This is a genomic window from Pseudomonas entomophila, assembly GCF_023277925.1.
Lineage (GTDB): Bacteria > Pseudomonadota > Gammaproteobacteria > Pseudomonadales > Pseudomonadaceae > Aquipseudomonas > Aquipseudomonas entomophila_D.
The window spans coordinates 5,644,802-5,659,127 of sequence record NZ_CP063832.1 but is presented as its reverse complement, the minus strand read 5'-3'; the positions used below and the strand labels follow the sequence as shown (position 1 = coordinate 5,659,127).

At 61.7% G+C, this 14,326-nt stretch carries 14 protein-coding genes; 8 read left to right on the top strand and 6 right to left on the bottom strand.

Annotated features, from left to right (window positions below; translation table 11 throughout):
* Nucleotides 1-48: 48 nt before the first annotated feature.
* A complete protein-coding gene (locus IM733_RS25045; RefSeq protein ID WP_003254941.1) occupies nucleotides 49-1,266 on the bottom strand; it encodes an argininosuccinate synthase in 1,218 nt (405 codons plus the stop codon).
* 127 nt (nucleotides 1,267-1,393) lie between these two features.
* Entirely contained in the window at nucleotides 1,394-2,371 is a 978-nt protein-coding gene (locus IM733_RS25040; protein ID WP_248918927.1) for a flagellar protein MotY, read from the bottom strand.
* Between the two features lie 130 nt (nucleotides 2,372-2,501).
* On the opposite strand from IM733_RS25040, the gene pyrC reads away from it, so the two are divergent.
* Both pyrC and rnt read left to right on the top strand, forming a co-directional pair.
* The gene (pyrC, locus tag IM733_RS25035) at nucleotides 2,502-3,548 is read left to right on the top strand and encodes a dihydroorotase (RefSeq protein WP_248918926.1); all 1,047 of its coding nucleotides are present in this window, start codon (nucleotides 2,502-2,504) and stop codon (nucleotides 3,546-3,548) included.
* Between the two features lie 59 nt (nucleotides 3,549-3,607).
* A complete protein-coding gene (gene rnt / locus IM733_RS25030; RefSeq protein WP_432760443.1) occupies nucleotides 3,608-4,219 on the top strand; it encodes a ribonuclease T in 612 nt (203 codons plus the stop codon).
* 61 nt (nucleotides 4,220-4,280) lie between these two features.
* Here rnt and IM733_RS25025 read toward each other — a convergent pair whose 3' ends face one another.
* Complete coding sequence (locus IM733_RS25025; protein WP_009684560.1) at nucleotides 4,281-4,883, bottom strand: peroxiredoxin; 603 nt, start codon at nucleotides 4,881-4,883, stop codon at nucleotides 4,281-4,283.
* A 213-nt stretch (nucleotides 4,884-5,096) separates the two neighbouring features.
* Here IM733_RS25025 and IM733_RS25020 point away from each other — a divergent pair, with 213 nt between their 5' ends.
* The gene (locus IM733_RS25020; RefSeq protein WP_248918924.1) at nucleotides 5,097-5,318 is read left to right on the top strand and encodes a bacterioferritin-associated ferredoxin; all 222 of its coding nucleotides are present in this window, start codon (nucleotides 5,097-5,099) and stop codon (nucleotides 5,316-5,318) included.
* Between the two features lie 202 nt (nucleotides 5,319-5,520).
* Nucleotides 5,521-5,994, top strand: a complete 474-nt coding sequence (gene bfr, locus IM733_RS25015; protein WP_166884408.1) for a bacterioferritin — start codon at nucleotides 5,521-5,523, stop codon at nucleotides 5,992-5,994.
* 82 nt (nucleotides 5,995-6,076) lie between these two features.
* Here the strand turns inward: bfr and grxD are convergent, their stop codons facing one another.
* Both grxD and IM733_RS25005 read right to left on the bottom strand, forming a co-directional pair.
* On the bottom strand, nucleotides 6,077-6,412 hold the full coding sequence (gene grxD, locus IM733_RS25010; protein ID WP_011532518.1) for a Grx4 family monothiol glutaredoxin: 336 nt from the start codon (nucleotides 6,410-6,412) through the stop codon (nucleotides 6,077-6,079).
* 91 nt (nucleotides 6,413-6,503) lie between these two features.
* Nucleotides 6,504-8,612, bottom strand: a complete 2,109-nt coding sequence (locus tag IM733_RS25005; protein ID WP_248918923.1) for a molybdopterin-dependent oxidoreductase — start codon at nucleotides 8,610-8,612, stop codon at nucleotides 6,504-6,506.
* 363 nt (nucleotides 8,613-8,975) lie between these two features.
* Here IM733_RS25005 and argF point away from each other — a divergent pair, with 363 nt between their 5' ends.
* Entirely contained in the window at nucleotides 8,976-9,896 is a 921-nt protein-coding gene (gene argF, locus IM733_RS25000) for an ornithine carbamoyltransferase (protein ID WP_248918922.1), read from the top strand.
* Nucleotides 9,893-11,002, top strand: a complete 1,110-nt coding sequence (locus IM733_RS24995; protein ID WP_248918921.1) for an ABC transporter ATP-binding protein — start codon at nucleotides 9,893-9,895, stop codon at nucleotides 11,000-11,002. The genes argF and IM733_RS24995 overlap by 4 nt, the downstream gene beginning before the upstream one ends.
* 28 nt (nucleotides 11,003-11,030) lie before the next feature.
* Here IM733_RS24995 and ybaK read toward each other — a convergent pair whose 3' ends face one another.
* Nucleotides 11,031-11,501, bottom strand: coding sequence for a Cys-tRNA(Pro) deacylase (gene ybaK, locus IM733_RS24990; protein ID WP_248918920.1), 471 nt, complete (start codon nucleotides 11,499-11,501; stop codon nucleotides 11,031-11,033).
* A 306-nt stretch (nucleotides 11,502-11,807) separates the two neighbouring features.
* On the opposite strand from ybaK, the gene IM733_RS24985 reads away from it, so the two are divergent.
* Both IM733_RS24985 and glpK read left to right on the top strand, forming a co-directional pair.
* Complete coding sequence (locus tag IM733_RS24985; protein WP_248918919.1) at nucleotides 11,808-12,659, top strand: MIP/aquaporin family protein; 852 nt, start codon at nucleotides 11,808-11,810, stop codon at nucleotides 12,657-12,659.
* A gap of 80 nt (nucleotides 12,660-12,739) precedes the next feature.
* Nucleotides 12,740-14,239: a glycerol kinase GlpK gene (glpK, locus tag IM733_RS24980; RefSeq protein ID WP_248918918.1), complete on the top strand. Its 1,500-nt coding sequence runs from the start codon at nucleotides 12,740-12,742 to the stop codon at nucleotides 14,237-14,239.
* Nucleotides 14,240-14,326 lie beyond the last annotated feature (87 nt).

Here is a 14,326-nt window from a genome sequence, read left to right as displayed (position 1 = left end):
GGCAATAAAAAACCCGGCAAGGCCGGGTTTTTTCATCACCATCCAGACTCAGAGCAGCGAACGCCCCTTGTTGGCCGCGATCCGCATGCGCAGTGCATTCAACTTGATGAAACCTGCTGCGTCAGCCTGGTTGTAGGCGCCACCATCTTCCTCGAAAGTCGCAATGTTGGCATCGAACAACGAATCGTCGGATTTGCGGCCTACAACAGTGACGTTGCCCTTGTACAGCTTCAGGCGGACGACACCGTTCACATTGACCTGCGAGGCGTCGATCATCTGCTGCAACATCAGGCGCTCGGGGCTCCACCAGTAGCCGGTGTAGATCAGGCTGGCGTACTTCGGCATCAGCTCATCCTTCAGGTGAGCGACTTCGCGGTCCAGGGTGATCGACTCGATGGCGCGGTGGGCCTTGAGCATGATGGTGCCGCCCGGGGTCTCGTAGCAGCCACGAGACTTCATGCCGACGTAACGGTTCTCGACGATGTCCAGGCGGCCGATGCCATTGGCACCGCCGATGCGGTTCAGGTCGGCAAGCACGGTGGCAGGCGACTTCTCGACGCCGTCGATGGCGACGATGTCACCATTGCGATAGGTCAGCTCGATGTAGGTGGCCTGGTCCGGAGCGTTTTCCGGCGAGACGCTCCAACGCCACATGTCCTCCTCGTGCTCGGTCCAGGTATCTTCCAGGACGCCACCTTCGTAGGAGATGTGCAGCAGGTTGGCGTCCATCGAGTACGGCGATTTCTTCTTGCCGTGGCGCTCGATCGGGATGCCGTGCTTCTCGGCGTAGTCCATCAGTTTCTCGCGGGACAGCAAGTCCCACTCGCGCCACGGGGCGATAACCTTGACACCAGGCTTGAGCGCGTAAGCGCCCAACTCGAAACGCACCTGGTCGTTACCCTTGCCGGTCGCACCGTGGGAAATGGCGTCGGCACCGGTTTCGTTGGCGATCTCGATCAGACGCTTGGCAATCAGCGGACGGGCGATGGAGGTACCCAGCAGGTACTCGCCCTCGTAGACGGTGTTGGCGCGAAACATCGGGAAAACGAAGTCACGCACGAACTCTTCGCGCAGGTCATCGATGTAGATTTCTTTCACGCCCATCGCCTGGGCCTTGGCGCGGGCCGGTTCGACCTCCTCGCCCTGCCCCAGGTCAGCGGTGAAGGTCACCACTTCACAGTTGTAGGTGTCCTGCAGCCACTTGAGAATCACCGAAGTATCAAGGCCGCCGGAATACGCCAATACGACCTTTTTTACGTCCGCCATGCCATCACTCCACGGGATTGTACGGAAAGGCGTGATTCTACCGGCCTTGCCGAAAAATTTACAATGGGGCGACAGCTTGTGACGACAAAGCGACAGGAACTGTCGAGGGCGCGACCCGTGGTCGCACTCAGGCCTTGGTTGCGGGCACAGGTTTCGCGGGCGCTGCGGCAGGAGCCGAAGGAGCGGCCGGAATCGGCGCGGCCGCGGCCGGAACCACAGGTGCGGCGGGCTTTTCCACGGGTTTCTCCACCGGGGTCACACGGTCGAGCTGGATATTCACTCGGCGGTTGCGCGCACGGTTGGCGGCACTGTTGTTCTTGGCCAGTGGGTAGCGCTCGCCATGGAAGCGCACGGTGATCTGATCATCCGGCACACCATGGGCCTTCAGGTACTCGGCCACGGCCAGGGCGCGCCGGCGGGAGGTGTCGCGGTTGGTCAGGCGATTGCCGCTGTTGTCGGAATGGCCGTCGAGCTCGATATGGTTGACCGAAGGGTCGGCCTTCAGGTAATCGAGGATCACGTCCAGGCGCGCACGCCCCGAGGCGTCGAGCTCGATACCTGCGCCAGGGAAGCCGACCTGGGTCTGGCGGATCTGGTCGAAGTTCATCGGCAACAGTTTCGCGGCGCATGCCTGGTAGTCACCATATGCCTTGGTGAAACTCACAGGTAGCACGTGCACTTCCATCGGCCGCCCACCTTCGCCGGTATAGTTGCGCACCACCGTGCTGCGCCCATCGAGCAGGCCATTGATCAAACGACTGGCCTGGCCCTGTGACGAGGTAAACAACACCCCGGTGCGGGCCATGCGCACAGCGCCAAGGTTCACGTCGCCACGCCCCGGTTGCCAGGGTGCCGCCGCCGCCAGCAGGGTGGCGGAGCCGGCACCCAGCACATTGCTGTCCGAACGCAACTGGAAGGTCGGCTGCTCGCCAGCGCGGCGCACGAACTCACCGCTGCCGAAACCGTCGATCGGCTGGATCAGGCGACACTCGAACTGGTCACCCTCGACTTTCCAGGCGACGTTCTCCACGCGAGTCTGGAAGGTCAGGGCCCCGGCCGGCAAGCTGGCGACGAGGGTGAACAGGGCTAGGTAACGCTGGCGCACGGGCGGCTCCACAGATTCTGACGGCTTACCTCAAGGCTATCGGTCGCTCGTCGGAAAACTTGATAGCCGTGCTTGAACAAGGGTTTTCCGGTACGATTGGCTTCTGAGTTCGACCCGCCTGGTATTCCCAATGTCCGATCGCCTGACCCTCCTGCGCCCCGACGACTGGCACATCCATCTGCGCGATGGTGCCGTGCTGCAACATACCGTCGGCGACGTGGCGCGCACCTTCGCCCGCGCTATCATCATGCCCAATCTCGTATCGCCAGTTCGCAATGCCATTGAAGCCGGCGCCTACCGCGAGCGCATCCTCACCGCTCGCCCGGCCGGCAGCCGCTTCGAACCGCTGATGGTGCTCTATCTTACCGACCGCACCAGCCCCGAGGATATCCGCGCGGCCAAGGCCAGTGGCATCGTCTACGCCGCCAAACTGTACCCGGCCGGTGCCACCACCAACTCCGATTCAGGCGTGACCAGCATCGACAACATCTTCCCGGCCATAGAGGCACTGGCAGAAGTTGGTATGCCACTGCTGGTACACGGTGAAGTGACCCGTAGCGAGATTGACGTATTCGACCGCGAGAAGCGCTTCATCGACGAGCACATGCGCCGCCTGGTGGAGCGTTTCCCCACGCTGAAAGTGGTGTTCGAGCACATTACCACCGCCGATGCCGCACAGTTCGTCACCGAGGCCTCGGCCAATGTCGGCGCAACCATCACCGCTCAACACCTGCTGTACAACCGCAACCACATGCTGGTCGGTGGCATCCGTCCACACTTCTATTGCCTGCCCATCCTGAAGCGCAACACTCACCAGGTCGCACTGCTGGATGCCGCCACCAGCGGCAATCCGAAGTTCTTCCTCGGTACCGACTCGGCACCCCACGCCAAGCACGCCAAGGAAGCCGCCTGCGGCTGCGCCGGTTGCTATACCGCCTATGCCGCCATCGAGCTGTACGCCGAGGCGTTCGAGCAGCGCAACGCGCTTGAGAAGCTCGAAGGCTTCGCCAGCAAGCACGGCCCGGACTTCTACGGCCTGCCGCGCAACACCGACACAATCACCTTGGTGCGTGACGAGTGGACCGCGCCGGACAGCCTGCCGTTTGGTGACAACACCGTGATTCCGTTGCGTGCAGGTGAAAAGCTGCGCTGGCGCCTGCTGGAGGACAACGCGTGAGCGAAGACCTCTACGAAGACGACCAGGACAGCCAGGTCAGCAGCGGCTCGCGCCACCCCATGGCCGAGCGCTTCCGCGGTTACCTGCCGGTAGTAGTCGATGTCGAGACCGGCGGTTTCAACAGTGCCACCGACGCGCTGCTGGAAATCGCCGCCGTGACCATCGGTATGGACGAGAAAGGCTTCCTGTTCCCCGAGCACACCTATTTCTACCGGGTCGAACCGTTCGAAGGGGCCAACATCGAAGCGGCCGCGCTGGAGTTCACCGGCATCAAGCTGGACCACCCGCTGCGCATGGCAGTGAGCGAGGAAAGCGCGCTCACCGAAATCTTCCGCGGCGTGCGCAAGGCCTTGAAAGCCAACGGCTGCAAGCGGGCGATTCTGGTCGGGCACAACAGCAGCTTCGACCTCGGCTTCCTTAACGCCGCGGTGGCGCGCAACGATATCAAGCGTAACCCGTTCCACCCGTTCTCCAGCTTCGACACGGCCACGCTCGCCGGCCTCGCCTACGGCCAGACCGTGCTGGCACGAGCTTGCCAGAGCGCTGACATCGACTTCGATGGCCGCGAGGCACACTCGGCACGCTACGACACCGAGAAGACCGCCGAGCTGTTCTGCGGCATCGTCAATCGCTGGAAAGAGATGGGCGGTTGGCGCGATTTCAACGATTGAGCTGACAGCTTGAAACAAAAAAAACCGGCCACGAAGGCCGGTTTTTTTATTCGCGTGGCAATTACAGCTTGCCAGCGTTCTCGCTCAGGTAAGCCGCGACACCTTCCGGCGAAGCATTCATGCCCTTGTCGCCTTTCTTCCAGTTGGCCGGGCAGACTTCACCGTGCTCTTCATGGAATTGCAGGGCATCGACCAGACGCAGCAGCTCGTCCATGTTGCGACCCAGCGGCAGGTCGTTGACGATCTGCGAACGGACAACACCGTTGGTATCGATCAGGAAGGCACCACGGAAGGCCACGCCGCCTTCGGACTCGACGTCGTAGGCCTTGCAGATTTCGTGGGTCATGTCGGCAGCCAAGGTGTACTTGACCTGGCCGATGCCACCGTTGTTGACCGGGGTGTTACGCCAGGCGTTGTGGGTGAAGTGCGAGTCGATCGACACGCCGATCACTTCCACGTTGCGCGCCTGGAAGTCAGGGATGCGGTGGTCCAGGGCGATCAGCTCGGACGGGCAGACGAAGGTGAAGTCCAGCGGGTAGAAGAACACCAGGCCGTACTTGCCCTTGATGGCCGAGGCCAGGTTGAAGCTGTCGACGATCTCGCCGTTGCCCAGCACGGCCGGTACGGTGAAGTCAGGGGCTTTTTTGCCTACGAGTACACTCATTCGATTTCTCCTGATGAGGGGTAAAACCTTGTCCGGATGAGACAAGCCCACCCGGAATCCGACAAAGGCCGACCATCATACACGGCTTAGGGTGACAGGCCGAATCTCTACCACCGGTCGCTCAAGGGCGGCCCTTTCAGAAAGTGCTTTGACAAGCATTCTCATTACCATTACTCTCCAACCCATCGACTCAACCCGCGATGGTTAGCCCTTATGTATGTGTGTCTCTGTGTCGGTGTCACCGACGGACAGATCCGCGATGCGATCTACGAAGGATGCTGCAGCTACAAGGAAGTTCGAGCCACCACCAATGTCGCCAGCCAATGTGGCAAGTGCGCCTGCCTCGCCAAGCAGGTGGTGCGTGAAACCCTGACCGAGCTGCAACTCAGCCAACAGACCGTGCTGCCCTACCCCGTTGAATTCAACGCGGCGTAACAAAACAGAATTTGAAGAACCGGACCTCGCGTCCGGTTTTTTTATTCCTGCAATTCAATAAGTTAGCGCCATAACGCGGTTCACAAACATTCTTATTCCGATTAAATTTCACTTATTATTCAATAACTTAGGTTTGACACAGGGGGTAGCCAGGCTCAAACTTGTATTCATTGACTCAACTTCCATAGGGCAGGACCCCATCATGAAAGGCGACGTAAGCGTCATCCAGCATCTCAACAAGATCCTCGGAAACGAGCTGGTCGCAATCAACCAGTACTTCCTGCATGCGCGCATGTACGAAGATTGGGGCCTGAACAAGCTTGGCAAGCACGAGTACAAGGAATCCATCGACGAGATGAAGCACGCTGACAAACTGATCAAGCGTATTCTCTTCCTCGAAGGCATCCCCAACGTTCAGGACCTGGGCAAGCTGCTGATCGGCGAGCACACCAAAGAGATGCTCGAGTGCGATCTGAAGATCGAGAAGAAGGGCCACGCCGACCTCAAGGCTGCCATCGCCCATTGCGAGACCGCCGGTGACTTCGGCTCTCGTGAACTGCTTGAAGACATCCTCGAATCCGAGGAAGAGCACATCGACTGGCTGGAGACTCAGTTAGGCCTGATCGACAAGATCGGCATCGAGAACTACCTGCAATCGCAGATGGGCGAAGAATAAGCGCCTACAAGGGCACCCACCGAATCAATTCAGAAAACAAAAAGCCCCGCAATCGCGGGGCTTTTTGTGTGCAAGGACCGGATCAGGCCTCGGAAGCCTTGGCCTTGGCGGCAGCTTCCTTGATCAGGGTCTGCAGTTCGCCGTTGGCGAACATCTCGCTCATGATGTCGCTGCCACCGACCAGTTCACCGGCAACCCACAGTTGCGGGAAAGTCGGCCAGTTGGCGTACTTGGGCAGGTTGGCGCGGATTTCCGGGTTCTGCAGGATGTCGACGTAGGCGAACTTCTCGCCACAACCCATCACGGCTTGCGCCGCCTTGGCCGAGAAGCCGCACTGCGGGGCATTCGGCGAGCCTTTCATGTAAAGCAGAATGGTGTTGTTGGCGATCTGCTCTTTGATTGTTTCGATGATATCCATGAAGCACCTCGGCTGAACTTTCCGACGTGATCGTCGGCACGGTGGCGCATTGTAGCGGAAAGCCGAGCGGCGTGCTCGGCCTTGCCGATCCTCAGGCGGCTTCCACCTCCACCGGCACACCATTGAGTGCGGCATTGCCGGAAACACCGTCGCGCAGGTGCTCGTCGGTCAGGTCGTTGGCACTGACGCCGGGCTGCGCACTGGCGATCTGCAACTGCGCGCCCTGGCGGGCATGGCCGTAGCCGTGGGGCAGGCTGACCACGCCTGGCATCATCTCTTCGCTGGCCTGAACCTGCACTTCGAGCACACCGGTACGCGAACGCACTCGAACGGTCTGGCCGTCCTGCAATTGCCGCAGGTGCAAGTCATCCGGGTGCATCAGCAATTGATGGCGTGGCTTGCCTTTCACCAGCCGGTGGAAGTTGTGCATCCATGAATTGTTGCTGCGCACATGGCGACGGCCGATCAGCAGCAGTTGCCCAGGGGCGAGCGGCGCCTGCCGGGCAAGCCGCTGCAAGTCGGCGAGCAGAACCGCAGGCGCCGCCTCAACCGCCCGGCTGGCCGTGCCCAGGCGCGCTGCAAGGTTCGGCCGCAGCGGCCCCAGGTCCAGGCCATGGGGATGCTGGTCGAGCGCCTGCACGGACAACTGCAGCGGCGACAAGTCGCCATGACGCCCCTTGCGCAGGGCGATGTCGATCATCTGTGCCGGCGGGAGTGTCGCCTTGAGTTCGACCTGCGCCCGCTTGGCGAAAGCCTGCGCCAAACCAACGAAAATCTCCCAGTCATGCAAGGCACCTTCCGGCTTGGGCAGGATCGCCCGGTTGAAACGGGTGACATTGCGCACTGCCAGGAGATTGAACGTGGAATCGTAGTGGTCGTTTTCCAGCGCTGAGGTTGAGGGCAGGATCAGGTCCGCATGACGGGTGGTCTCATTGATGTACAGATCGATGCTGAGCATGAAGTCGAGCCCCGCCAACGCGTCGTCCAGGCGCCGACCGTTGGGCGTGGACAGCACCGGGTTGCCGGCCACTGTCACCAGCGCCCGCACCTGCCCCTCGCCAGGCTCGAAGATTTCCTCCATCAAGGCCGAAACCGGCAACTCACCTCCATACTCCGGCAACCCGGAAACCCGGCTCTGCCACAGGTTGAAATGCCCACCCGAGATGCTGGCGACCAGATCCACCGCAGGCTCGGTACACAAGGCGCCCCCTTCGCGGTCGAGGTTGCCGGTGACCAGGTTGATCAATTGCACCAGCCAGTGACACAGCGAACCGAACGCCTGGGTGGAAACACCCATCCGGCCATAGCACACGGCCCTCTCGGCTGCGGCGAAGTCACGCGCCAGCCGACGGATGTCGTCCTGCGCGACGCCACACAACGCACTCATGGTGCCAGCGTCGAAGGGAGCGATGGCTTCACGCACCTGCTCCAACCCGTTGACCGGCAAGTGCGAACTGCGGCCCAGGCCTTCCGCGAACAGTGTATGCAACACGCCGCACAACAACGCCGCATCTCCACCGGGGCGGACGAACAGGTGCGTGTCGGCCATTGCCGCCGTCTCGCTGCGACGAGGATCGACCACCACCAGGCGCCCTCCCCTGGCCTTCAACGCCTTCAGACGTTTCTCCACATCTGGCACAGTCATGATGCTGCCGTTGGAGGCCAATGGGTTGCCACCCAGTATGAGCATGAAGTCGGTGTGATCGATGTCCGGGATCGGCAACAGCAAGCCATGCCCGTACATCAGGTGGCTGATCAGGTGCTGCGGTAGTTGGTCCACTGAGGTGGCAGAAAATCGATTGCGCGTCTTGAGTAGCCCGAGGAAGTAGTTGCTGTGGGTCATCAAGCCATAATTGTGCACGCTGGGGTTGCCTTGGTACACCGCCACGGCATTGCGCCCATGAGCCTGCTGGACCGCCCACAGTCGTTCTGCGGCAAGCTCGAAAGCCTCGTCCCAGCCAATCGCCTGCCATTGGTCGCCGATACGTCGATGGGGCTGGCGCAAGCGATCGGGGTCTTCCTGGATATCCTGCAGGGCGACCGCCTTGGGGCAGATATGCCCACGGCTGAATGAGTCCTGCGGGTCGCCCTTGATCGAACTGATACGCGCCCGCCCGTCGTCTTCATGGGTGACTTCGATGCTCAGGCCACAGATGGCCTCGCACAGGTGACAGGCTCGGTGATGCAGGGTCTTGGTCATGGCCGCCTCTGCCTTGTTGTTCTGGATGAACGACTATGCGCTGCCTGCCACAGGCATGCCAGCGAGGTTCGTGCCGTGAATCGGGCGACATCAGGCGCACGATTCGCGACGGCGGGTTTGCCAAAGCCTCGCCGAGCCGTGTACAACCTCTGTAGCAAATAAAAAACAGTCTGGTTCCAAGGGCTTGCGACACCCTCTGATACAGAGCCGCTGTTTCCCCTCTTGGTTTGAGGCGACATTTAATTATAGTATTGCGCCTTTCCCTATTCCGTCCGCCCCGTGCGGTTTACGCCGCAGGTCACCCCCGTTGTCAAAAAAACCATACGGTCGACCTGCACACCGTTGCAGATAAGGTAGTCAATCATGAGCGCAAGGCACTTTCTCTCCCTGATGGATTTCACTGCTGACGAACTGCTCGGCGTGATCCGTCGAGGCATCGAGCTGAAGGACCTGCGCAAGCGCGGCGTATTGTTCGAGCCGTTGAAGAGCCGCGTGCTGGGGATGATCTTCGAGAAGTCCTCCACCCGTACTCGCGTATCCTTCGAAGCCGGCATGATCCAGCTCGGCGGCCAGGCCATCTTCCTGTCGCCCCGCGACACGCAGCTGGGCCGTGGCGAACCCATCGCCGACAGCGCCATCGTACTGTCGAGCATGGTCGATGCGGTGATGATCCGCACCCACGCCCACAGCACCCTCACCGAATTCGCCGCCCACTCTAAGGTGCCGGTGATCAATGGTCTTTCGGACGAGTCGCACCCCTGCCAGTTGCTGGCCGACATGCAGACATTCATGGAGCACCGCGGCTCGATCCAAGGCAAGACCGTGACCTGGATCGGCGATGGCTTCAACATGTGCAACTCCTATATCGAGGCCGCTGTGCAGTTCGACTTCCAGCTGCGCATCGCCTGCCCCGAAGGGTACGAGCCCGATCCTCGCTTCCTGCAACTGGGTGGCGAGCACGTGCAGATCATCCGTGACCCCAAGGAGGCCGTGCGCGGCGCCCACCTAGTCACCACGGATGTCTGGACTTCCATGGGCCAGGAAGAGGAAACTGCACGGCGCCTGGCGCATTTCGCGCCTTACCAGGTCACCCGAGAACTACTTGACCTGGCGGCACCCGATGCCCTGTTCATGCACTGCCTGCCCGCCCACCGTGGCGAGGAGATCAGCCAGGACCTGCTCGACGACCCACGCTCGGTCGCCTGGGACGAGGCTGAGAACCGCCTGCATGCACAGAAGGCCCTCCTGGAATTCCTTGTAGAACCGGCTTACCACCACGCATGAGTCAACCCCTACTGCTCAACCTGCGCAACCTCGCCTGCGGCTATGGCGACCAGCGCATCGTCCAGAACCTCAACCTGCACCTGAACGCAGGCGACATCGGTTGCCTGCTGGGGTCTTCCGGTTGCGGCAAGACCACCACACTTCGCGCCATCGCCGGCTTCGAGCCGGTGCACGAAGGCGAGATCCAGCTGGCTGGCGAGGTCATATCCCGCGCAGGGTTCACCCTGGCACCGGAAAAACGCCGAATCGGCATGGTGTTCCAGGACTATGCGCTGTTCCCCCACCTCACCGTGGCGCAGAACATCGCCTTCGGCATTGGCAAGCACCCACGCCAGGCGCAAGTCGTCGAAGAGATGCTCGAACTGGTCAAGCTCGGCGGCCTCGGCGGGCGCTACCCGCACGAACTGTCCGGCGGCCAGCAGCAACGCGTGGCGCTGGCCCGCGCCCTGGCACCCGAGCCACAGCTGCTGCTACTCGACGAACCGTTCTCCAACCTCGACGTGGAACTGCGCCGACGCCTCAGCCATGAAGTGCGCGATATTCTCAAGAGCCGTGGCACCAGCGCCATCCTGGTCACCCATGACCAGGAAGAAGCCTTTGCCGTCAGTGACCACGTCGGCGTATTCAAGGAAGGCCGCCTCGAGCAGTGGGACACGCCCTACAACCTGTACCACGAACCACAGACCCCCTTTGTTGCCAGCTTCATCGGCCAGGGCTATTTCATTCGTGGCCAGATGAGCAGCCATGACGCGGTGATCACCGAGCTCGGCGAGCTGCGTGGCAATCGCGCCTACACCATGGCCCTGGGCAGCTCGGTGGATGTGCTGCTGCGCCCGGACGACATTCTCCACGCGCCCGACAGCGAGCTGCGTGCGCAGATCGTCGGCAAGAGTTTCCTGGGCGCTTCGACCTTGTACCGCCTGCAACTGGCCACCGGCAGCCAGCTCGAGGCTATCTTCCCCAGCCACATCGACCACCAGGTCGGCCAGGATGTCGGTATCGCCGTGGCGGCTGATCACCTGGTGTTGTTTCCGGTGCCTGGCAGCGTAGCGGCCCAACTGGCACGCCAGGAAAACGGCGTACGCCGCTACAGTTCAGCGCACTGAGTCCCTGTAGGAGCCGGCTTGCCGGCTCCTACAGGCGACCGATTTCGGCGAACTGGGCTTGGGTATGGGCGGCAAGCACCGACCCGGCCAGCTCCACTTCCAGCCCCCGACGCCCAGCGCTCACATGAATGGTTTCATGGTGTTGCGCCGACTGGTCAATGAACGTGCGCAAGCGCTTCTTCTGCCCCAATGGGCTGATGCCACCCACCAGGTAGCCAGTCGCACGCTGGGCAGCCTGCGGGTCGGCCATTTCGCATTTCTTCACCCCGGCGGCATGGGCCAGGGCCTTGAGGTCCAGCGTGCCGACCACTGGCACCACTGCCACCAGCAACTCCCCTTTCTCGCTGCTGGCCAATAGGGTCTTGAACACCCGAAGTGGATCGAGCCCCAGCTTTTCCGCGGCCTCCAGGCCGTAGGAAGCGGTTTTCGGATCATGTTCGTAACTGTGCACACGGTGCTCGGCGCGCGCCTTCTTCAGCAGGTCCAGGGCAGGGGTCATCAATGGCTCCAGGCGGTCACGGGTCGCCGGCTACTCTAGGGCAAATCCACCCGACTAACCAGCATAAGCCCCAGGCTTGAGCAGTGGCCGAATGTTCGCTGTGCGGCGCGGCAGTCAGATTGTGGTCGAACGTTCATTTTCGACCTTTGACATCAGCGTTTCTTGTCTATATTTTTTCGTTTGTGAATAAATGGTGCACCTATAAGGTGCACTTCCCGTACCTGCCCGGCGTCCATGGGGATAGACTCCGGGCTTTTTGCTGTCGAGCGCCCAGCGCCTCACAACAACAAAAAACCGAGGTCATAAATGACGACTGCTCTACGACAACCCACGCTTTCCGGCCAGTGCCTCGCCGAATTCCTCGGCACCGCCCTGCTCATCTTCTTCGGCACAGGTTGTGTCGCTGCCCTCAAGGTCGCCGGCGCTAGCTTCGGCCTCTGGGAGATCAGCATCATCTGGGGGGTCGGCGTGAGCATGGCGATCTACCTGACCGCCGGCGTTTCCGGCGCGCACCTGAACCCAGCGGTGAGCATCGCCCTGGCCCTGTTCGCCGGCTTCGACAAACGCAAGCTGCCGTTCTTCATCCTGGCCCAGGTGTGTGGCGCGTTCTGCGGCGCCGCCCTGGTCTATACCCTGTACAGCAACCTGTTCTTCGATTTCGAACAGGCCCACAACATGCTGCGCGGCAGCCAGGCTAGCCTCGAGCTGGCCTCGGTGTTCTCCACCTACCCGCATCCGTTGCTATCTACCGGCCAGGCGTTCCTGGTCGAGGTGATCATCACCGCCATCCTGATGGCCGTGATCATGGCCCTGACCGACGACAACAACGGCCTGCCTCGCGGCGCCACCGCGCCACTGCTGATCGGCTTGCTGATCGCGGTGATCGGCAGCGCCATGGGCCCGTTGACCGGCTTCGCGATGAACCCGGCGCGTGATTTCGGGCCCAAGCTGATGACATTCCTGGCCGGCTGGGGCGAAATTGCCTTCACGGGTGGGCGCGACATCCCGTATTTCCTGGTTCCGGTGTTCGCACCGATTCTCGGCGCCAGCCTGGGCGCGGCCCTCTACCGTGGCCTGATTGCCCGCAACCTGCCGACGACGCAAGCCGCGAACCTGCAGACAGACGATAATCCTCAGGGTGACACCCAGGCTTCCTGATGCCAGCGTTGGGCGCCTGGGTCGATTGACCCGCGCCCGCCACGCCCTGACCTACTCCCATTTCGTGCAAGGCCATCGACATGACTGACAACCTGGACAAGAACTACATCATCGCCCTGGACCAGGGCACCACCAGTTCGCGCGCCATCATCTTCGATCGCGATGCCAATGTGGTCGGCACCTCGCAACGCGAGTTCGCCCAGCACTACCCGCAGGCCGGCTGGGTCGAGCATGACCCGATGGAAATCTTCGCCACCCAGTCCGCCACCATGGTCGAGGCCCTGGCCCAGGCCGGCATCAGCCACGCCCAGGTCGCCGCCATCGGTATCACCAACCAGCGTGAAACCACCGTCGTCTGGGACAAGGAAACCGGTCGCCCGGTCTACAACGCCATCGTCTGGCAGTGCCGCCGCAGCACCGAAATCTGCGCCCAGCTCAAACGCGACGGCCACGAGCAGTACATCCGCGAGGCCACCGGCCTGGTCACCGACCCTTACTTTTCCGGCACCAAGCTCAAGTGGATCCTGGACAACGTCGAGGGTGCCCGTGAACGTGCCGAGCGCGGCGAACTGCTGTTCGGCACCGTCGATACCTGGCTGATCTGGAAATTCTCCGGCGGCAAGGTGCACGTCACCGACTACACCAACGCCTCGCGCACCCTGATGTTCAACATCCACACGCTGCAGTGGGACGAGAAGCTGCTCGACATCCTTGGTATTCCGCGGCAGATGCTGCCTGAAGTGCGCCCTTCGTCCGAGGTCTATGGCAAGACCAAGAGCGGTATCGACATCGCCGGTATCGCCGGCGACCAGCAGTCGGCGCTGTTCGGCCAGATGTGCGTGGAACCCGGCCAGGCCAAGAACACCTATGGCACCGGCTGCTTCCTGCTGATGAACACCGGCGACAAGGCAGTCAAGTCGTCCCATGGCCTGCTCACCACTATCGCCTGCGGACCGCGCGGCGAAGTGGTCTATGCGCTGGAAGGTGCGGTGTTCAATGGTGGCTCCACCGTGCAGTGGCTGCGCGACGAACTGAAGATCGTCAACGACGCACACGACACCGAATACTTCGCCAGCAAGGTCAAGGACAGCAACGGCGTGTACCTCGTGCCTGCCTTCACCGGCCTGGGCGCCCCCTACTGGGACCCCTATGCCCGTGGCGCCCTGTTCGGGCTGACCCGCGGTGTCAAGGTGGACCACATCATCCGCGCTGCCCTGGAATCGATCGCCTACCAGACCCGCGACGTGCTGGACGCCATGCAGCAGGATTGCGGCGAACGCCTGTCCGAGCTGCGTGTGGACGGCGGCGCGGTGGCCAACAACTTCCTCATGCAGTTCCAGGCAGACATTCTCGGCACGTGTGTCGAGCGGCCGAAGATGCGTGAAACCACCGCGCTGGGCGCCGCCTACCTGGCGGGCCTGGCGTGCGGCTTCTGGAGCGGCCTCGACGAGTTGCGTGACAAGGCGATCATCGAGCGCGAGTTCAGCCCGCAATTGGCTGAAGCCGAGAAAGAGAAGCTGTACAAGGGCTGGCGCAAGGCTGTGGATCGCACCCGCGACTGGGAAGATCACGACGCCTGATTTCAAGCTTGCTGGCGAACAGTTGAAAGCGTTCGCCAGCAAGGTTGGTTCCTACAGAAATGGCGGTGTATCCAGACTGGTCGTACA